Genomic DNA, 21755 nt, shown 5'->3' with positions numbered 1-21755 from the left:
GGGTAAAGGGCAAATAAAAACCCTTTTCCCGGTTGGTGAGCTTGTCGAACCATTAACCTTTTCCCTTTCCCCCCTATGAGCAAAAGTTACTTTTGCAAGAGATGTCATAAACAATAGGTGCAAATACTTTTTAATTACGAATTAAAAAGTCACCACACTCCGAATCGATTCACCTTTGTGCATCAAATCAAAAGCATCATTAATTTTTTCAACGGGCATTACATGGGTAATTAAATCATCAATATTTATCTTTCCTTCCATATACCAATCAACAATTTTTGGCACATCTGTACGCCCTCTAGCGCCACCGAATGCCGTACCTTTCCAAACTCGCCCAGTTACTAATTGAAACGGACGAGTGCTGATTTCTTCTCCAGCACCGGCAACACCAATAATTACACTCACCCCCCAACCTTTATGGCAGCATTCCAATGCTTGGCGCATTACTTTCACATTACCAATACATTCAAAACTGTAATCAGCACCGCCTTTTGTTAAATCAACCAAGTAGGAAACTAAATCACCCTCTACTTCCAGGGGATTAACAAAGTGCGTCATACCAAACTTTTCTGCCAAAGCGCGTTTGTTGGGATTAATATCTACCCCCACAATCATATTTGCTCCCACCATCCGCGCCCCTTGGATGACATTTAAACCAATACCACCCAAACCAAAAACCACCACATTTGCCCCAGGTTCCACCTTAGCGGTATTAATGACTGCGCCAATACCAGTAGTTACACCACAGCCAATGTAACAAACCTTATCAAAAGGCGCGTCTTCCCGAATTTTTGCCAAGGAAATTTCCGGTAGCACCGTATAGTTGGCAAAAGTAGATGTACCCATGTAATGATGAATCATCTGTCCATCGACACTAAAGCGACTAGTGCCATTAGGCATAACACCGCGTGCTTGGGTTTGGCGAATTGCTTGACAGAGATTAGTTTTTAAGCTCAAACAATATTCGCACTGACGACATTCGGCGATGTACAAGGGAATTACATGATCCCCTGGTTTGAGACTAGTGACACCAGCACCCACCTCAACCACTACACCAGCACCTTCATGTCCCAAAATTGCTGGAAACAAACCTTCAGGATCGATACCAGAAAGGGTATAGGCGTCAGTGTGACAAACCCCTGTGGCTTTAATCTCGACTAATACTTCCCCTGCTTGTGGCCCAGATAGTTCAACCGTTTCAATACTCAACGGCTTACCTGCGCTGTAAGCTACTGCTGCTTTAACTTGCAACCTCAGCCCTCCCAGTTTGACAATTATTTGACAATTAACTTATTAGAGTTTATATCGGGATGGGGCATTGGGCATGGGGCATTGGGCATTGGGCATGGAGATGAAGGAGACAAGGGGAAAAGGGAAAAGGGAAAAGGAATAAATTTAATGTTTCCCCTTACCCTATGCCCTATGCCCCATGCCCCATGCGCCATGCCCCAATCCCCAGAAATATTACACAAAATAGTGGGAAGTGTGAAAGCCCACCAGTAACACCCTGAAAATCCAAAAAATTTTCAAGGGTTACGTCCTTTAGGGGTGGGTGCCAAAACTCCCCAAGGGGACGACAGTTGCCCCAAGTCGGGAAACCCGCCCACGGCACTGTCTCCTTTAGCCGCAGTGACATCTTGTATCTGTTATTTATTTACGCTATGTTATACAGCGTAACTTAATAGTTGTCTATGCTAGTATACGAGTTCAAATTAAAGGGTAAGCAACAGCAGTTTAATCTGATTGATGAGGCAATCAGGACTGCTTTGTTTATACGTAATTCTTGTATTCGTTACTGGATGGATAACAAGCAAATTGGTAAGTATGACTTAAGTTCCTACTGTAAAATTCTGGCTAAAAACTTTGAGTGGGCAGGTAAGCTTAACTCAATGGCTAGACAAGCCGCCTCAGATAGAGCTTGGTCAGCAATTGCTAGGTTCTACGACAACTGCAAGAAAAAGATTTCAGGCAAGAAAGGTTTTCCAAAATTTAAAAAACGTGGTCATTCTGTAGAATATAAAACTACAGGATGGAAATTGTCAGAAGATAGGAAATATTTAACTCTAACAGACGGATTTGAAATTGGACAACTAAAACTAGTTGGAACCTATGACTTGCATTTCTATCAAATTAAAGACATTAAACGTGTCCGTTTAATAAAACGCGCAGATGGTTATTATGTTCAATTCTGCATTGCCTTTGATAGAAAAGTTGAAGTAGAATCTAGTAGAAAAGCGGTAGGATTAGATGTTGGTTTGACTCACTTCTATACTGATTCAGATGGAAATAAAGTAGAGAATCCTCGGTTTTTAAGGAAATTTGAAAAAGCATTAAAGAGACTACAAAAGCGAGTATCAAAAAAGTTTCGTAAGGGTCAATCACAATCTAATAACTACAAAAAAGCTAAAAGTAAATTAGCAAGAAAACACTTGAAAGTCAGTAGGCAGCGTAAAGACTTTGTTGTGAAATTAGCAAAGTGCGTTATTCAGTCGGCAGACTTGATTGCCTATGAAGACTTGCAAGTGAGAAACATGGTTAAAAATCACAAATTAGCTAAAAGTATCAGTGATGCAGCGTGGTATCAGTTTCGATGTTGGCTTGAATATTTTGGAGATATCTACGGCAAGATAACTATTGCTGTAGCTCCTCAATATACAAGTATCAATTGCTCATCTTGTGGTAGGCAAGTTAAGAAAAGTTTGTCAACTCGTACCCATAAATGCATTTGCGGTGCTGAGTTATGTCGTGATGAGAACGCTGCACTGAACATTTTAGCTAAGTCATTAAGAACGGTGGGGCACACCGGGATCTACGCTTGGGGACAGAACGACCTCTGTTTAGACTTGGAAACAAGTATAGATAAGTCGGCTGGTTGAACCAAGAATCCCCCTACTCCGCTTCGCTAAAGTAGGGGGAGTGTCAATTTGTAAAAATATCATTCTCTAGCTAGATTGGTTAAAGGCGGAAAAAGTTGTTGTGACAACGATGTAAACTTGATGTCAGCAGCAAACCCCAAGTAATTTGTCCACCCTAAATTAATAAATTTTGTTACAGCTTATGAACCCTGCCCTAACACAAATTGGCGCTCAAATGTCCAACCTGACTGGCGTCAGAGCAATCATGAAGGATATTATTGAAACATTACGAGCCGGTTCAGGGCAGCAGTTTATTAATTTGAGTGCTGGGAACCCGTTGATTTTACCGGAGGTAGAACAGTTATGGCGGGATTGCACTGCACAGCTTTTGGCGAGTCCAGAATATGGTGAAGTGGTTTGTCGCTATGGTTCAAGCCAAGGCTATGCACCATTAATTGAAGCGATCGCCAACGACTTTAATAAACGCTACGGGTTAAAATTGAGCGATCGCAATATCTTTATCACTCCCGGCAGTCAAACCCTTTATTTCTACGCCGCAAATACCTTCGGTGGCTACACCAACAGCGGTGAATTAAAACAAATCGTTTTGCCCCTGAGTCCTGATTACACTGGTTACGGCGGTATTTGCTTGGAACCAAAAGCTTTAGTCGCCTACAAACCCACCCTAGATATTGATGCAGCTGCCCACCGATTTAAATATCGCCCAGATTTTAGCCAAGTGACGATTACTGAAAACACAGGATGTGTCATTTTCTCTCGTCCCTGTAATCCCACTGGTAATGTCCTGACTGATGAGGAAGTGAAAAAGATTGCTGCCTTGGCTTCAGCTTACAATTCACCCGTGCTAATTGACTCGGCTTATGCGCCTCCATTTCCGTCATTGAACTTTACAGAAATGACCCCGGTGTTTGGCGATAATATTCTCCACTGTATGAGTTTATCCAAAGCCGGATTACCAGGAGAAAGAATTGGTATTGCCATAGGGGATGAAAAGTGGATTGAGGTGCTAGAGTGTTTCCAGGCAAACGCGAGTCTGCATTCTTCACGTTACGGTCAAGCGATCGCAGCCTTAGCAATTAATTCTGGTGCATTAGTGGAAATTTCCCAAACTGTGATTCGTCCCTTCTATCAAAATAAATTTACCGTTTTAGAAACCAGCTTAGAACAAGCAATGCCCAAGAATTTACCTTGGTTCCTCCATCGCGGTGAAGGAGCAATTTTTGCTTGGTTATGGCTAGAAAATCTACCCATCACCGACTGGGAATTTTACCAAGAATTGAAAAAAGTAGGTGTTATTACTGTCCCTGGAAGTACCTTTTTCCCCGGTTTAGAGGAAGAATGGGCGCACAAGCACCAATGCCTGCGTATCAGCCTCACCGGCAGCAATGAAGAAATAGCCATTGGTATGCAACGTTTAGCTAAAGTAGCCGAAGAAGCTTATCAGCGTGCGGCTGTGAGTGTGTAATGAGGGGCAGGGGAAAAGGTTAAAGGGAAAAGGGAAAAGGAATAAATTTAATCTTTCCCCTTTCCCCCTTACCCCTTTCCCTTTCCCCATTCCAATGCCCAATGCCCAATGCCCAATGCCCAATACCTAATGACTAATGACTGGCTAGAAATTGGTAAGATTGTTGCACCTCAAGGATTATCTGGGGAGTTACGAGTTTATCCTGACTCGGATTTCCCAGAACGGTTTCAAGTGCCGGGAAAACGCTGGTTGTTGCGTCCTGGGGAGAGGGAACCGCAACCGATAGAGTTATTGGCAGGACGTTATATTGAAGGGAAAAATTTATATGTCATCAAATTAGCTGGGGTGGAAAATCGCAATCAAGCGGAGGAGTTGCGCGGTTGTAAGTTAATGGTGCTAGCAAGCGATCGCCCCGAATTAGGCGAAGATGAATATCATGTCCTTGATTTGATTGGTTTGGAAGTATTCATGCAAGCTTCTGGCGAACTTGTCGGTACGGTGGTAGATATCATCCCTGCTGGTAATGATTTGTTAGAAGTAAAATTGCATTCATCTTTTACCAATGACAAAGCACAAAAGACTGTTTTGATTCCCTTTGTAGAAGCGATCGCCCCAGTGGTAGACTTGCAAACAGGTCGCATTGAAATTACACCACCAGATGGATTATTGGAAATTAATAATTAAATCATATGTTACCCAGAAACAAAGGGTTTCCTTACGATATATAAAACTAAATTCCTCGATTTATAGCGTTTCCTAGTCTGCTGAGGTGCAAATCTCGGCGTACCTCTGCGCTTTACTTTGCGTTCCTTTGCGTTTCAAAATATTATCTGTACCTCACATCACTGGGAATCGCTATAGTAGTGATATGCTACCCTAATTAAACCTTTAATTTCCTCAAAAACAGTATTACAGCGATTTTCAGGTAAATTAACCACACTATTTTTATCTCACGCAAAGACGCAAAGGAAGAAAAGAAGAAACAAGATTGTGGTCTAAATACATGAAAACTGCTGTAAATCAACATCCATCAAAATAAATATATTATAAATTCTTAAAATATAATTCTTGAAAAGAGAATTTTTTATTTTTAGAATAAATCAAACGAATTTGAAAATTAATATTAAAAAACCAGCAATATTAAACTAGTCTTGCTAGCTTACTACTAGCAAGATTCCATAGTTATTTAGACTTATTCTAGATGTGAGTAAAGGTATTATGTGCCTACCAAGGCTACCTTTAGCAACTCGTTTCTGGAAATATTTGTCATGAGTAAGATGATCTTCATACTCCAGACAAGTAAAATTGCATACTAATGAACTGGTCAAAATCCTTTTGTAATGGAGTGTCGAAATGACATTAGCAACTACTCCACAAACAAAGCCTTTAACAGACGAAGAATTACGCAAAATTAATGCTTACTGGCGTGCAGCGAACTATCTTTCAGTCGGGCAAATATATCTACTGGACAATCCACTACTGAGAGAACCGCTAAAAATAGAACATGTTAAACCCAGGCTTTTGGGTCACTGGGGAACAACACCAGGGTTGAATTTCATCTATGCTCACCTAAATCGGGTTATTAAAAAATACGACCTCAACACAATTTACATTGCTGGGCCTGGTCATGGAGGCCCCGGATTGGTAGCCAACACTTATTTAGAAGGTACTTACAGTGAGTACTACCACAACATTTCCCAAGATGTTGAGGGGATGCAGAAACTCTTCAAACAATTCTCTTTCCCTGGTGGTATCCCCAGCCACGTTGCACCGGAAACTCCTGGTTCCATCCACGAAGGCGGAGAACTAGGTTATGCCCTCGTCCATGCTTTCGGTGCTGCCTTTGATAATCCAGATTTGATTGTTGCTGCTGTTGTGGGTGACGGGGAAGCGGAAACTGGTGCTTTAGCTACTAGCTGGCACTCGAATAAATTTCTCAACCCAGCCCGTGATGGTGCGGTACTGCCAATTTTGCATTTAAATGGATATAAAATTGCTAACCCAACAGTATTATCACGGATTAGTCATGAAGAATTAGAAAGTTTATTTGTCGGCTATGGCTACAAACCATACTTTGTAGAAGGTCACGATCCGGCAGATGTACACCAGCAAATGGCGGCAACTCTGGATACAATCATCCCTGAAATTCAAAGTATCCAAAGAGAAGCCCGCGTACATGGTTTTACGGAACGTCCCCAGTGGCCGCTGATTATCATGCGAACCCCTAAAGGTTGGACAGGGCCCCAGGAAGTAGATGGCAAAAAAACCGAAGATTATTGGCGATCGCATCAAGTTCCCTTTGGCAACATCAGCAAACAGCCAGAACACCTAAAACTCCTAGAAGATTGGATGAAGAGTTATAAACCAGAAGAACTCTTCGACAGCAATGGTAAGCTGATTGAGGAACTGGCAGAACTAGCTCCCAAAGGACAGCGACGCATGGGTGACAATCCCCACGCCAACGGTGGTTTGCTATTGTGCGACCTGAAAATGCCGGATTTTCGAGATTATGCCATAGATATTGCCGAACCAGGTAAAGCGATCGCAGAAGCAACCAGAGTTACTGGTAGATTCCTGCGAGATATTGTGCAACTGAACCAAGACAAACGCAATTTCCGCATCTTCGGCCCCGACGAAACTGTATCCAATCGTCTAGATGCTGTGTTTGAAGTTACAGACCGGACTTGGGTAGCCCAGATCCTCCCAGAAGACGACCATCTTTCCCCAGACGGTCGGGTGATGGAAATTCTCAGCGAAACTAGTTGTCAAGGTTGGTTAGAAGGCTATCTCCTCACCGGTCGTCACGGCTTTTTCTCCTGTTATGAAGCCTTCATCCACATCATTGATTCCATGTTCAACCAACACGCCAAATGGTTGAAAACCACCAGACACATTCCCTGGCGCAGACCAATTGCTTCCCTCAATTATCTGCTTTCCTCCCACGTTTGGCGACAAGACCACAATGGTTTCTCCCACCAAGACCCCGGTTTTATCGACCATGTGGTTAACAAGAAAGCAGAAATCGTGCGCGTGTATTTGCCCCCCGATGCCAACACTCTGCTATCAGTAACAGACCATTGTTTGAGAAGCCGGAACTATGTCAACGTGATTGTTGCCGGAAAACAACCAGCATTGCAATATCTCAACATCGATGCAGCCATTAAGCATTGCACCAAAGGCATCGGCATTTGGGAATGGGCAAGCAGCGACCAAGGCGACGAACCAGATGTAGTACTGGCTTGTGCCGGCGATATTCCCACCTTGGAAACCTTGGCGGCTGTAGACATCTTGCGCCAAAACTTCCCTGACTTAAAGGTGCGGGTAATCAACGTAGTGGATTTAATGACACTACAGCCAAGAAGCGAACATCCCCACGGTTTGAATGAAAAAGACTTTGATACACTTTTCACCACCGACAAACCGATCATCTTTGCGTTTCATGGCTATCCCTGGCTGATTCATCGCTTAACTTACCGCCAGACCAATCACAAGAACTTGCATGTGCGCGGCTACAAGGAAGAGGGAACCACCACCACGCCTTTTGATATGGTTGTTCTCAACGACCTCGATCGCTTCCATCTTGTAATCGATGTCATAGACCGGGTTTCCAAACTCGGATCTAAGGCAGCTTATGTCAAACAGCAAATGCGAGATAAACTCATAGAACACAAGCACTACATTGAGAAGTACGGCGATGATATGCCGGAAATTCGGGACTGGAAGTGGCCGTATTAAGTGGTATTTTAGGCGATCGTCAATACTGCTCGGTTAACGATTTTTAACTCGGCATTGGGTTTGGGGAAAAGGTTAAAGGGTAAAGGTTAAAGGTTTTTTCTTTCCCCTTTCCCCTTCCCCTTTTCCCCTTAACCGACAAGTATTGAGGCGATCGTTTATTTCCACAACTATATCCATTTATCTGAATTTTTCCTATTTTTTCGCTTAATTTCCTTTAATCGATCGGAATGTTTTTGTAAAATCAATAATGCTTTAGCTAAAAACTTTTTGTCTTCATTAGTGAGCCGTCTTGTTATAGCTTTATTTGCTAACTGCTTCTCTTGCAGAATATATGAAACCAGAGAAAATAATTCTTCTTTTTGACGAATAGAAGTAATTGTTAATATGGCTTGATTCAGCTTTGCTTTTTTGTCAATCAAATCAATAATTGGGTTATTCATATACTCTAAACTATTTGATATGAAAACATTATGATTATTAATTAGTTTGCCATTTTGGATATTTTTAATATTATTAAAATAATAATTCATTGCTGATTCTGCTAAATTAATTAGCGTCATTTTTCTATCTGTTAAAGTTCTTTCATTAGCATCATTATCTAGGTTTTTTTGTTCTAAAATAAATGAAGTAATATATAATAACTTTTCTTGGTCGTATTCATTAAGTTCCCACAGAGCCTTGTTAAAGTCAATGCCTTTTTGAATGAATTCAACAGGATTATCAAAGATGAGTTTGATAATTTCTCCAACTTGATTTAGTTCGACATCAAATTCTTTGGGAACAAAACTAATGAATGATTCGTTTCCTCCAGTATCTTGTTTATTTGAGGAGGTGGTGAAGAATTCATTTTTGGCTGTATTTTCTGAGGAATTATTATAATTAATAGCAAGGCGATCGCCAGTACAATGACCACTGCCAAAACCAATATCCAGATTCCCGTAAGAATTTTTTTTTCTGGAATTATTTCCCAATCATCATTAAGCAAACGATTTGATAAACCTCTCCAAACATTAGCTTCGATGAGAGCAGGTTTTGTTTTTATACTTGTAAGTAGAATTAAAAGTCCATTTCTTTGAGGCAATTTATGGCGTTCTAATTCTAAAGCTAATTCTTCCCTTAATTTTAAAAAATTCTTCCCAATTTTTGGTTTTAAATCTGCTTCATAATTATCAATACTTTCTGGATTAGCTAATCGACTAATTTCCTCAAATAACACAGTAAAACCGTATTCTCCTCCAATTGTTATCGCTCGATCGACTTCTTGTTGTAGCTCTCCTCTCAAAGCCCGGACAGTTAGAGACCTTAGTGCTTGTTCGTTACTTTCTGGATATATCCACACAACAGAGTTACGAACTCTACGCCCCATAAAATCAATTCTTTCTTCTCTGGCTTCTAATGCAGTGACTAATAATAATAGCTCGCCATTCGACCGAATTAAAATTATTGATGGAACTTGGCTATCTATCATATCAGCCACACGAAATGCAGTTCCAGAATTATCAGAAATTTGTGTTTGTAAAATAGGAGGAATTTCTGGAACTTGATTGTCTTGTTTAATCTTTAACCAGCGATAATCATACTCTTGATTGATTCCCCGGCTTTGGACATAAAGTTGCATAGTTTTAAATCCTAATAAATATTCTAGTAAATATTTAGTAATTGTTCGCCTTTAATCACAACAAAACCTCCTGTGGTTTTGCATCCTCGTGCAAATTCATCTACGGCTTTTCTGAGGTAATCATCTAAACTTAACCAACCTCTAACGAAGCTAAAAAATCCCCAACTGCGATTGCGCGAATCTAGATGAAGTTTGAGCAAAAATCTGAGGAGATAACGCAATAATTGTTCGCTATCTTTAGGATTATAGTAGGCATCATGCCTAATTTTACGAAAATAAAAGTGTGGGTTATTTTGAGAATCAAATTCAATGCGGGAAAAAACTACACTACCAACTGTTTGAATAGGAGTAATCACACTGACAATTAAAGGACTTAATTTTTCTGAATTGAAATGATTAAATAAATTTTCATAACCTTTTTTCACTCGGTCTATTAATTCAGATGCAGATTTATCGTCTTTTAAATATTTTTCACACTTCACCGGGGCAAAAATTACTAATCTAGGTGAATCTAAGTCTTGAAAAGCAGCATTGAAAAGATTTTTTATTTGTTGAGGACGATTAATTTTTTCGTGCAAAACTCCTTTGGGGTCTTCCATTAAAGCTGGAGCATCAATGGCAATTAAAACTGCCACTGAGTTCTGAAGGAGTTCTTTCACAAATTGTTTTTCTTCTGAAGTCGCACTAGTTTCGTGATATTTGCCAGGATAATCGCGAAAACACAATTGTAATGATGGAGCTTCACCTTTTTTCCCTAAACCAAATCTAAAAGCACGTAAGGATTCAGGGCCGGCTAAAGCTTCTGTTCCTTGAATACCTGTTCTTCCTCTGGCTTCAAAAACATCAATTAAACTTTTTAATTCAACTAAACGGTCTTGTAAAATAGCTGCACTATCATCGTCAGGAGTCAGTTGAAGATTAGTTAACCCAATATTACTTTCAAATTGTTCGTACATTGCTGTTAATAATGTAGTTTTTCCCACACCACTAGGCCCCAGCATTGTAATTTGAAGTTCTTGCATTCCAGTCTCTTTCCTTGATTAATTGAGGAATTGCATTCCGCTTAATTTGTTAGCTGTAGCAGCACATTCTATAGAATCTATCCACTCCCGCCTAGTTCTGGTGCGTTCGCCTAATTGCTCAAACTCATCACACCAGACTTCAGAACGAACTTCTTCTAGAAATATCCGCCATTCTGTTTTAGCGCCTTCAGCACGAAGAACGCGGTCTAAAAATTCTTCAACAATGGCAAAAGCAGCTTGGCTAGGTTCAGCTAATAAATCATCTAATGCTGTTCTACATTTGTAAATAGCTTCAGAGTGTAGTGCTTGGAGACATGATAAAACTTCAGATGCACAAGGAGAAGATGAGAGTTGTAAAGATGTTTCATCGGGAGTTAAATCATCTAAACGTTGTCTGATACGATGTTGAATCATTCCTCGATAGGAAAGCTCAAAGTCAGCAAGAATCTGGAATCCTAGTTTTAAGCGACTAGGTTGACTGGGAATGAGTTCGTTGGGGATATATGCAGCGATCGCGTTGATGAATTCTTCCCCACGAACATCACTTACAAATCCCAAACCAGCTTGATTAATTAATACCTCAGATACTTGACCTTTCACCCGATCTAATCCCTGTTTTAATCCTTTATCTAATAACAGGAAGTGCTGGGATAAATAAGCACGAACCTCATTTAAATATTCATAATATGCATTGGGATAACCACCAACACGGTTACGTCGAGTTTCAATTTCTGCTTCTGTGGGAATTCCACTATCTTGTTGACAAGTTTTTAAAGCTGCTTCAACCTGTTGTCTAAACTCAATATTTTGAGCATCACGCTGTTCTCTTAATTTTTTTAACAGTGCTTCTAAACCAGTGGTTAAATTATCCCAAAGTTGTGCAAATAAATTTTCAAACAAAGGAAACCAGTTTTCTCCACTTGCAGCTTGTTCTAATACTTGACGAGCTTTTTCTAATTCTACTGCCACTGTATTTTGTAGTTGCACAAGACGTTCTTGACACAGAAAAGCATATTTACTGTCTAGAATCGTAATATTTTTTGCTAGATAATCTAAAATTAATTCCAGCACTTGATTTGCTTCTTGGGGATTGGCACAATTGGCAATAACATGATTAACAACCTGAATATGCTTTTCTGAAAGTGTTTGAGCAAGGTCTTGACAGTTATACCAATTATCGCTGTTATTGGATGTAGAATCAGTCCGATTCAAAATTAAAAAAGACCATAAATTTATCGGTAATTCTGTGATTGCATTGGCCGCAATATCATAAAGTCGGACATCCACATCTGCCCAATAATCACCAGAGGATTTAGGCATACGCACAAAAATTACTGCATCTACATCATGTGCTAAAGTCTTAACCAAACGCTCTTCATCACCAATTCCTGTATCTCCTAATCCTGGCATATCTACCAAGGCAATTTGTCCCACCGCTTCATGAGGAAATTTACAAGTGATTTTTACCTCTTGTACTGCTAAGTAATTAAAGAAAATTCGCTGTCCATCAGTGGTATCTTGAGCCACATATTCGCGAATTTCTGCTTGGCTAATACGTCGGGGTGAAGTTACTTTTAGCAGGTGGCGGTATTTGTCTAAATTAATATGATATCGCCGCAAATGTTGATACATTGCTCCCGGTTCAGCATATTCTGTGAGTTCAACTGGTAAAGGAGGTAAGGGATGATTGGCAAAGGCTTCTAGGGTGATTGGTTTTAAACCCAAACGCAATTTTTCATAGTAAGGTGCTATTACTTCGTCTAAAAAAGACCTTTCAGTATGAAACCAAACTTCTCCATAAGTAGCGAAATTAGAATTATGGTGAATAGTGCTACGAACTCCAGTACAATGTTGGCGATCGCCATCAGGAATTTCCGCCGATGTCAATCCTGTCAAGCTTTGCAATAAACGACTTTTACCTTGCCTTGCCCTTCCAATTACCCCAATATTTAAAGTATTGCGATTAAAACGAGTTTTGAGCTTATTTAAAGCAATTAATTCTGCCTCAATTTTTGTCTGAAGTCCAGAAAAATTTAAGTTATGCAACTTTGTGATAACTGCTTCTTCATCAATTTTTGACAGCAATTGTTCCCTGTGTTCTTGAAGATGATGTAGTGCTAAGCTTAGAGAGCGAAGATTACTTTCTACACGTTCAATTTTATTCACTAAAGGACGACGTTGCTCAATAATACTGATTATTTGAGCAGTTTTATCTAGATTCATAAAATTAGGATGTAACCAAAATAATTCCTTGATAGCGGATGTCAAACTTTTGCTATAAAAGCCATCGTCCGTGAAAGTATATGATTCCTGTCTAAATCTAACTAATTTTAGTAAGTCACAGCAAGTTTTCAAAATTCAAATCGACAAACCCATACAGAGTTGATGCCAATCTCCAGAAACAATATCCCATTGCCTCTGTTGCTTTTGCCTTCTACTGAGAGTACAATCACCTCCCTACAACTACTATAGGCTAATCATGGGAAAACACCCATCCATGAAAATTTTTGATAACGTAACGAATTAAAAAGTATTTGCGTAATTTTTTAACTTTGTACTGAAAAGTACTTTCATCATGCATCCATCGCTACTCATTTGCATGGTTAGCGCTAGGATAGCTATGTATTTTTTGGAAGTATAAATATGGCTCAAACTTTTTATGTAAATCCAGTGGCCGGAAGCGATACCAACGCAGGTAGCCAACAAGCCCCATTCAAAACTATTACTCAAGCCCTGAAGGTAGCTACAGTTGATACTAAGATTCAACTGGCAAATGGTAATTACAATGCAGCTAGCGGTGAAGTGTTTCCCCTAACCATTGCATCTGGGGTAATAGTGATAGGTAATGAAATTAACAAAGGAAACGGTATTTTTATTGAAGGAAGCGGTACTTTCCTGAGCCGTACTTTTGCCGCTCAAAATGTCACTTTTGTGCTATCTGATAAAGCCGAACTCCGGGGAGTGACTGTCACAAATCTGGCTACTCGTGGTAGTGGTGTTTGGATTGAATCAACCGCCCCCACTGTTGCTAATAGCACCTTCACTCAATGTAAGCGGGAGGGAGTATTTGCTACAGGGGACGCTAACCCAGTTATTCTAGGTAATGTGTTCAGTGAGAATGCAGCTAATGGAGTGGCGATCGCAAAAAATTCTCAAGGACAAATTCAAGGTAATACTTTCTTCAAAACAGGTTTTGGTATTGCCATTAGTGATACTGCATCACCCATACTGCGAGATAACAAAATTTATGAAAACCGTTCTGGAATCGTCGTTTCTGGTAGCGCCCGTCCTGTCTTGCGGAATAATTTGAGTGAAAATAATACCGATGATGGTCTAACTATAATTGCAACTGCCTCACCAGATATCGGCAGTACCAATAATCCAGGGGGCAATACTCTACGCAATAACGGTAAATTTGATTTGCAAAATGCCAGTTCCAACAAACTGGTTTCTGTGGGAAATACAATAGATCCGACTAAAGTCACAGGAAAGGTAGAGTTTGCTGATTCTCCAGTCCCGACGCCAACACCAACACCAACACCAACTCCAACTCCAACACCAACTCCAACACCAACTCCTACGCCAACGCCTACGCCAACTCCGACGCCAACTCCAACTCCAACGCCAACCCCTACACCAACACCAACTCCAACTCCAACCCCAACCCCAACACCAACACCAACTCCGACACCAACTCCAACTCCTACACCCACACCTACTATTGAACTAACAGATATTAATAATCATTGGGCGGGTGCATTTATTCGGGAATTAGTCAAATTTGGGATTGTTAATGGTTTTCCCGATCGCACATTTAAACCTGATGCTACAATGACGCGGGCGCAATACGCGGCATTAATAGTCAAAGCTTTCAACCCATCATCAAACCGCGCAGCTACTAAATTTAAAGATGTACCAGCAGACTTTTGGGCAGCCAAGGTAATTCAGCAAGCATATCAAGGTTTATTTCTCTCTGGTTTTCCTGATAATACCTTCGCCCCTAACAAAAATATCCAGCGCGTGCAAGTGATTGTCTCTCTGGTAAATGGATTGGGATTATCTGCTAATGGTACAGCAACCAACAAAACTTTTGATGACCAAGCAAAGATTCCTGATTATGCTAAGGATGAAGTCATCAAAGCTGTTCAAAAAGAGATTATCGTTAATCACCCGAATCTCAAACAACTCAATCCTACCCGCGATGCTACGCGTGCTGAGGTTGCTGTGATGGTATATCAAGCTTTGTTAGATGCTGGTCGTGTAGCGGCCATCGATTCACCTTATATTGTGAGTGCGTAAATTCCTTTGTTTGGCTTTGCAACACATCAATAGACTTCTAAGAGAAGTCGGGAAAAGGGGAATGGGAAAGGGGGAAAGGTTTGTTATTTTCCCTTTCCCCTTTAACAGCGGGGACAAGGGCACAAGGGAGAAATTTTAATAATCAGTGATTATCGGAACTTGATACTAATTGAGTCTTAAGGAGGTAGCGATCGCACCTTTTGTAAATATATTTTACTACTTAAGATGAATTCCAGTAACACAAATTTGTATTTAAGATTACAAGTACTAAAATACGAGATTTGCAGGTAATTAATTTTCCCTGCTACTAAGGAGTAATAATGATTTTAAGTCAAAATCAACGCGTTGTAGGCGTATTTATTCATCGCCCTGATGTAGAACAGGCACTACAGGAATTGAAAGATTCTGGTTTGGCGATGGAGAAAGTCTCTGTAGTTGTACAGAACCCAGACCGCAATTATGACATTGCCAATAGTGAAACTGGTGATAAAGCTGACGAAGGTGCAACAGTAGGAGGACTTTCAGGCGGTGCTGTTGGTGGTTTGACTGGTTTATTGGTAGGCCTTGGGACTTTAGCGATTCCTGGAGTCGGGCCAATAATGCTGGCTGGCGCAGCTGCAACTGCTTTGGTTACAACTCTTGTAGGAGCAAGTATTGGTGCTGCTACTGGGACTTTTGCTGGTGCATTAGTTGGTTGGGGAATATCGGAGGATCGAGCTAGAGCATATAACGAGCGAGTAGAGGATGGACACTATTTAATAATTGTCGATTGTACATCATTAGAAATTATTCAAGTAGAAGCAATTTTACAGCGTTGGGGAATTGAAGAGTTCGGCATTTACGAGCATTTCAATACTGAGTATGAAACTACAAATTATTTGAACACAACGACTTCTGTTAGCGCCATTCCCAATAAAACTGGAATTCTGACCAAGTATGCGATTAATTACTTCGATCGCATAGATAATGCTGAAGCGGCAATTAATGATATGCTGGTTGTGGGTTTTCCAGTAAGCCAGATTTGCTTAATTAGCAAAGACTTTCCTCAATTGATTGGCTCGACAGGTGTTATTTTAAGCGATCGCTTTGATGCCTTGAGGTTAGGAATACCAGATGAGTGGGCACGTTTTTACAACGAGCAAATTGAGCAAGGCAATTACATACTCATCCTTAGTGGCACAGACAACGATCTTGATGGCGCTAGCTTAATTTTGAGCAAATATGGCGTTCAAGAGTGCCAAATTTATGACCCGATGTTAATTCGTTCTTAAAAGTACATGCTGCTATTAACATCGCAAACTTATACCATTTTGGATTTTAGATTTTAGATTTTGGATTGTGAAACAGTTAGTAGTAATCGCTTTTGGCTATACATCTGTCGCAATCATTTTTCAAATTGGTATTATTTGAGTTTCGGAATATAGTTTATAAAAAACAAGTTGAGAGACAAACAAAACAAAGCTGGTTTTTTGCCATTAGTGAATTCAGTCTTCTAGATACCTTTGTAGCCGCTGATTTAAAGTTCCTGTGTGTAACTCAAATAAATGATTGTCATACTCGTAAAAATACAAGGAACGTCCTTCGCCTTCCACACGACTTCGACATTCATTGACTTCTACTCCAAGACTTTTTAATCTAGCGGCATATAGTTCGTAGTCTTGTTCAGTTATTTTAAAAGCCAGATGGTTATAAGTTTTCTCTGATAAAGACTCACCGTCCATAATCGCAATCCATAAGTCATTAATCAGGAAGAATTTTTCTTTTGATATGGAAAAGGTTCGTTCGCCACTAGAATAAACTTCCTGAGCATCAAATATAAATGTCAGGAATTTTTTCATTTTCTCTAAGTCTCTGACGATGAATGTAATATGGCTAATTCCTTGAATCATTTTTTGATATTCTCTTAAGATTTTTGATTAAAGGTTTGATCGACAAAATAGTATTAATTTGATTAACTTTAACTTCTGTGACTTTCAAGATTCTAATTAAGTAGAAGGACTAAATTAAACACTTAAGCTTAAACCCTTGTCCCACAGCCGTTTTACCCCACCCCTCATATCAGGTTCGGTTAAAGACCCATAGTTAGGACTGACGCAAAGACACGGGGACGCAAAGACGCGGAGAGGTTTTTATTATGGGTAATTAGGCGGACATGATATCAATCCCCTCCCCGCAGGCGGGGAGGGGAGGTTTTGGCTTTAGACAAAACCGGGGTGGGGTGAGTGTGGATTAGTTAGTAATTGAGTAAGTTTGCTCTAACGTTATTAGGACTTACGCAACGCCGATATTGTCATTGCGACCGAAACGGAGTGTAGGGAAGCAATCCCAGCATTGTCATTGCGACCGAAACGGAGTGTAGGGAAGCAATCCCAGCATTGTCATTGCGACCGAAACGGAGTGTAGGGAAGCAATCCCAGCATCAGGGGAGATTACTTCGCTATCGCTCGTAATGACGGAATTACGTTATTTTTGCGTAAGTCCTGGTTATTACAAAACTCTTAACTCCTCACTTATCACTCCTCGGTGTTTTTACAGCAGAACTTTTCCTAAAATCGGTTCCACAGTTTTAGCAATCTCTGGGACATACACTTGTGAAACGTAGTCAGCAATCATTCTGTCAGTGTTGAATAACGGTGCATTTGTCTTAATGGATGTTTTCATCATCTGCACCCAACGGTGGGGAATGCCTTGGGCATCTTGGTCATAGTATAAAGGAACGATTTCTTCTTCTAACAACTGATAAAGCGATCGCGAGTCAATGCGATCTTGCAATTCTTGGTCGCTAGTATGAGCATCTTCACCAATTGCCCAACCGTTAATTCCTTTGCCATCCTTTCCGGCTTGATAACCTTCGCACCACCAGCCATCGAGAACGCTGCAATTGAGACCGCCGTTAAAGCAGACTTTTTGCCCGCTTGTACCAGAAGCTTCCAGGGGACGACGGGGATTATTCAACCAAACATCCACACCTTGCACCAATTTTTGTCCAGTGTAAATGTCGTAATCTTCAATAAAAGCAACTCGGTTAATAATACCGGAATTGTGACACCATTCCATTAACCGTTGGATAATCCGCTTGCCTTCTTCATCTGCTGGGTGGGCTTTTCCGGCAAAGATAATTTGTACTGGGCGGGAGTTGTTGCCAAAAATCTTTAATGCCCGTTGGGCGTCCCGCAGAATTAGATCCCCACGTTTGTAAGGGCTGAAGCGTCTGGCAAATCCAATGGTTAAGACGTTGGGATCGAGTAAGCTTTCGGTTGCTTGAATGAGTTGCTGATTTTCACCACGTAACTCCCGCGATTTCTTGACTTTATAACGTGTAAAAGCAATTAATCGTTCTTTGAGAATCAGATGTCGCGACCACAGTTCCTCATCGGGAATTTCGTCAACTTTAGCCCACATTTTGGGATCGACGGCGCGAGTTTTCCAGTCTTCTCCCAGATACTCGTTGTATAAGTCAGCCAACAGTGGTGCAGTCCAAGTGGGTGCATGAACGCCATTGGTAATGTAACCAATTGGTACTGTATCTTCCGATCGCTGCGGAAACAAAACTGTCCACATTTTACGAGAAACTTGCCCGTGCAATTCACTCACACCGTTACAAGCCCGACACATCCGCAGTGCTAAAACCGTCATCCCAAAGGGTTCCCAGGGATCGCCCAGTCGCCTTGCGCCCAAGGCCAAAAATTGCTCGCGGGAAAGTCGCAATTGCGGCCAATAGCTGGCAAAGAAGGAGTCTATTAAATCCGGTGAGAAGACATCGTGACCGGCGGGAACGGGGGTATGGGTAGTAAATACACAACTATTCCGCACTTTGGCTTCGATGTCGTAGAAGGATTTGCCAGTGCGTTCAATTTCTAAGCGGGCAATTTCCAATGTGCAAAATGCAGCGTGTCCTTCGTTGAGGTGATAGACAGAAGGTTGAATACCCAAAGCATTCAAAGCACGGACACCACCAATACCCAAAACAACTTCTTGGGCAATGCGGGTTTCTAAGTTACCTCCATATAGGTGTCCTGTTAGCCAACGGTCAATGGGATCGTTATCATTGCGATCGCTATCCAATAAATATAATGTCACTCGCCCAACAAGCACTCGCCAAATTTGCACTTTTACCAATCGCTGGCGGACTTGTAACTGGATAGTTATCGCTTCCCCTTGGTCATCTTTAATTAACTCCAGGGGCATTTGCCCAAATGGGTTGTCAATATAATAATCTTCTTGCCAACCGTGGCGATTCAAGCGTTGCCGGAAATAACCTTGGCGATACAACAAGCCGACACCAACCATCGGTACGCCCAAATCCGATGATGATTTCAGGTGATCCCCAGCCAAAATACCCAAGCCACCAGAGTAAACGGGTAGGGATTCGTGGATGCCAAACTCTGCACAAAAATAAGCAATGGGGTGGTCGTGGGATACTTGCGGTGCAACTCGACTCACCCAAGTATCTTGCTGGGTAATATACCGGTCAAATTCACGCGCCAAGGCGGATATCTGCTTTAGGTAAGATGGGTCTTCTGCTAATTGCGTCAGACGTTCGTAACTTGCTGACTCTAAAATCGCCACTGGATTATGTCCGCATCGTTCCCATTCTTGGGGATCGATGGTTTGGAATAAAGAAACGCGATCGCCACTCCAACTCCACCAATAGTTATAAGCCAAATCTGCTAAACGCTTGAGCGGCAAAGGTAACTTTTCACTCAAGCGTCGTGCTGCTTCTGTTGCACTGTTTTTAACCATACTAATCTACACCCTTCTGTTTTAATTTTTTCTCTGGAGAATAGGAAGTAGGGAGTGGGAGGTGGGGAGATGACAGTTATCAGTTATCTGTTGACTGGTCACTGTTCGCTGTCCAATGCCCTGTTTAGCCCAAAGCCCTGTTTACCCCATTCCTTTAATTTCCTCTTCAGGATTTATGATGCTGAAATCCTCACTGGCTGAATTTTTCCCTGAAGTTGGAGCTGTCGTTCGACATCAAACTTTATCCAAATGAATGGTTTTTACTGTTTTTGGTCTTCTAAAGATTATCTCTGTTTGTTGGAGAAATATGATATTTTTTTATATCAAATTCATTGACATTTTTTTAATTTATTTATTTTATTCTTAATATTTTTTTATATTTTTTTATTTAGCTAACTAAAATTACTTATGCACTTAGTTGCGAGCAAAAGTATTTATTCTGAAATAAAGGAATTCCGGTTAAAGCCTTTTTCATCTATTTCAACCACAATCCCTGGTGGGGGCGAACGCTTGTTCGCCGTACAACGTGGTTTATTTACTTGGAATTTCCTAATACTAAATAATTCGTAATGGGGCGAAGGGCATTACGAATTATTCTTATCTCATATATAGCAATCCCAAATAATTTGTGAAATGTTACGTGTTAGGGTTGTTGACACTTAAGTAGGTCAACTTAATTAAACATAAAACAATGGTAGGGTGCGTTATCGCAAAGCGTAACGCACCTCAATTGCTATAGTACAGTCTACAGAGGTGCGTTAGCCTACGGCATAACACACCCTACTAGCGTGACAAAGCTAAAATAGTGCATTAATAAACTCTTGTGGGGTGGGCATCTTGCCCGCCCAGAGGGGTGAGGACACCCATCCTACAATCAAATCTATTGCAACATTTAAAGCTAGACACGCTACTACATTTATTGACATCTACGTATGACGTTTTTTTAAATTGAGCTACTTAACAGTCAACAGTCAACACCAATATTATTCACAACTGAAATAGGATTGCTTCACTTACATCCCAAAGCGATCGCATGATGGCGGATATGATCTTCAATAAAAGTGGAGATGAAATGATAACTGTGGTCGTAACCTTCTTGATAACGTAAGTTTAGTGGCTGGTTAACATCTGCACAAGCTTGCTCAAATACTTCTGGCATTAATTGTTCAGCTAAAAATTTATCAACAGTGCCTTGGTCAATGAGGATCGAACTGTGATATCCAACTTTTTTGACTAATTCACTAGCATCATAAGCACGCCAAGTTTCTTTATCGCTACCAAGATAACCACTGAAAATTTTTTGACCCCAAGGACAACGCATAGGTGCAGTAATAGGTGCAAAAGCTGATACTGATTTGTATAGTTGCGGATTTCTCATTGCACAGACTAACGCCCCATGTCCCCCCATTGAATGACCAAAAATACTTTGTTTATCCGATCGCGCCGGGAAGTTTGCAGTAATTACAGCAGGTAATTCTTGGACGACATAACTATACATTTGGTAATATTGACGCCACGGTTCTTGTGTGGCATCAACATAAAACCCCGCACCTGTGCCAAAGTCCCAATCATCATCCTCACCTGGAATGCCAGTATGACGAGGGCTAGTGTCTGGTGCAACCAATATCAAACCGTACTCAGCTGCAAAGCGCTGCACCCCACCTGCTTTGACCATAAAATTCTCTTCAGTGCAAGTCAAACCAGAGAGAAAATAAAGAATAGGCACAGGTTGTTGAGTTGCTTGTGGTGGTTGATAGATGGCAAAGCGCATTTCACCTTTGCAGGTTGACGACGCATGACTGTAAAAACCGACTTTACCACCAAAGCTTTTATATTCTGAAATCAAGTTGAGGCTAGGCATTGGTTATATTCTCTTTTCTAAGGGGTTGCCAAAAAAAGAATATTCTAACGCGAACTAGCAGTTCGACAAGTAAACTTGGCTCTTTAAAGGGGAAAGGGGAAAGGGGAAAGGGGAAAGGGGAAAGGGGAAAGGGGAA

15 protein-coding genes are annotated in these 21755 nt (G+C 40.9%); 6 read left to right on the top strand and 9 right to left on the bottom strand.

Annotation, left to right across the window (positions count from 1 at the left end):
• Positions 1-141 precede the first annotated feature (141 nt).
• Both VF06_RS29225 and VF06_RS41420 read right to left on the bottom strand, forming a co-directional pair.
• A complete protein-coding gene (locus tag VF06_RS29225) occupies positions 142-1251 on the bottom strand; it encodes an S-(hydroxymethyl)glutathione dehydrogenase/class III alcohol dehydrogenase (protein WP_099071532.1) in 1110 nt (369 codons plus the stop codon).
• A gap of 23 nt (positions 1252-1274) precedes the next feature.
• Positions 1275-1445 (bottom strand): hypothetical protein, encoded by a 171-nt coding sequence (locus tag VF06_RS41420; protein ID WP_180267493.1) that lies wholly within the window; start codon positions 1443-1445, stop codon positions 1275-1277.
• Between the two features lie 246 nt (positions 1446-1691).
• Between VF06_RS41420 and VF06_RS29215 the strand changes: the two genes are divergently transcribed.
• The 4 genes from VF06_RS29215 (at position 1692) to VF06_RS29200 (ending at position 8076) form a co-directional block, all read left to right on the top strand.
• On the top strand, positions 1692-2876 hold the full coding sequence (locus VF06_RS29215; RefSeq protein WP_099071534.1) for an RNA-guided endonuclease InsQ/TnpB family protein: 1185 nt from the start codon (positions 1692-1694) through the stop codon (positions 2874-2876).
• 181 nt (positions 2877-3057) lie between these two features.
• On the top strand, positions 3058-4341 hold the full coding sequence (locus VF06_RS29210) for a valine--pyruvate transaminase (RefSeq protein ID WP_099071535.1): 1284 nt from the start codon (positions 3058-3060) through the stop codon (positions 4339-4341).
• A gap of 108 nt (positions 4342-4449) precedes the next feature.
• Positions 4450-5025 (top strand): ribosome maturation factor RimM, encoded by a 576-nt coding sequence (rimM, locus tag VF06_RS29205; protein ID WP_099071536.1) that lies wholly within the window; start codon positions 4450-4452, stop codon positions 5023-5025.
• Positions 5026-5694: 669 nt separating this feature from the next.
• Positions 5695-8076 (top strand): phosphoketolase family protein, encoded by a 2382-nt coding sequence (locus tag VF06_RS29200; protein ID WP_099071537.1) that lies wholly within the window; start codon positions 5695-5697, stop codon positions 8074-8076.
• Between the two features lie 167 nt (positions 8077-8243).
• Here VF06_RS29200 and VF06_RS29195 read toward each other — a convergent pair whose 3' ends face one another.
• The 4 genes from VF06_RS29195 to VF06_RS29180 all read right to left on the bottom strand — a co-directional run bounded on the left by VF06_RS29195 (position 8244) and on the right by VF06_RS29180 (position 12939).
• Positions 8244-8636 carry a hypothetical protein gene (locus VF06_RS29195; protein ID WP_099071538.1) on the bottom strand — a complete coding sequence of 131 codons (393 nt, stop codon included), beginning with the start codon at positions 8634-8636 and terminating at the stop codon, positions 8244-8246.
• 194 nt (positions 8637-8830) lie between these two features.
• Positions 8831-9694 (bottom strand): hypothetical protein, encoded by an 864-nt coding sequence (locus VF06_RS29190; protein WP_099071539.1) that lies wholly within the window; start codon positions 9692-9694, stop codon positions 8831-8833.
• Between the two features lie 23 nt (positions 9695-9717).
• Positions 9718-10716, bottom strand: a complete 999-nt coding sequence (locus tag VF06_RS29185; RefSeq protein ID WP_099071540.1) for a hypothetical protein — start codon at positions 10714-10716, stop codon at positions 9718-9720.
• Between the two features lie 18 nt (positions 10717-10734).
• Complete coding sequence (locus tag VF06_RS29180) at positions 10735-12939, bottom strand: GTPase domain-containing protein (protein ID WP_099071541.1); 2205 nt, start codon at positions 12937-12939, stop codon at positions 10735-10737.
• 420 nt (positions 12940-13359) lie between these two features.
• Between VF06_RS29180 and VF06_RS29175 the strand changes: the two genes are divergently transcribed.
• Positions 13360-15015, top strand: a complete 1656-nt coding sequence (locus tag VF06_RS29175; protein ID WP_099071542.1) for a DUF1565 domain-containing protein — start codon at positions 13360-13362, stop codon at positions 15013-15015.
• Between the two features lie 320 nt (positions 15016-15335).
• Positions 15336-16286 (top strand): glycine zipper family protein, encoded by a 951-nt coding sequence (locus VF06_RS29170; RefSeq protein ID WP_099071543.1) that lies wholly within the window; start codon positions 15336-15338, stop codon positions 16284-16286.
• 213 nt (positions 16287-16499) lie between these two features.
• On the opposite strand, the gene fosX is transcribed toward VF06_RS29170, so the two are convergent.
• From fosX to fghA, 3 genes are all read right to left on the bottom strand, one after another.
• Positions 16500-16904: a FosX/FosE/FosI family fosfomycin resistance hydrolase gene (gene fosX / locus VF06_RS29165; protein ID WP_099071544.1), complete on the bottom strand. Its 405-nt coding sequence runs from the start codon at positions 16902-16904 to the stop codon at positions 16500-16502.
• Between the two features lie 640 nt (positions 16905-17544).
• The gene (gene glgP / locus VF06_RS29160) at positions 17545-19758 is read right to left on the bottom strand and encodes an alpha-glucan family phosphorylase (protein WP_099071545.1); all 2214 of its coding nucleotides are present in this window, start codon (positions 19756-19758) and stop codon (positions 17545-17547) included.
• A 1009-nt stretch (positions 19759-20767) separates the two neighbouring features.
• A complete protein-coding gene (gene fghA / locus VF06_RS29155; RefSeq protein WP_099073190.1) occupies positions 20768-21619 on the bottom strand; it encodes an S-formylglutathione hydrolase in 852 nt (283 codons plus the stop codon).
• Between the last annotated feature and the right edge of the window lie 136 nt (positions 21620-21755).

This window comes from Nostoc linckia z4, assembly GCF_002608075.1.
Taxonomy (GTDB): Bacteria; Cyanobacteriota; Cyanobacteriia; order Cyanobacteriales; family Nostocaceae; genus Nostoc; species Nostoc linckia.
Note: the sequence above shows the minus strand (reverse complement) of the source record. Positions and strands in the feature narration are given on the sequence as shown.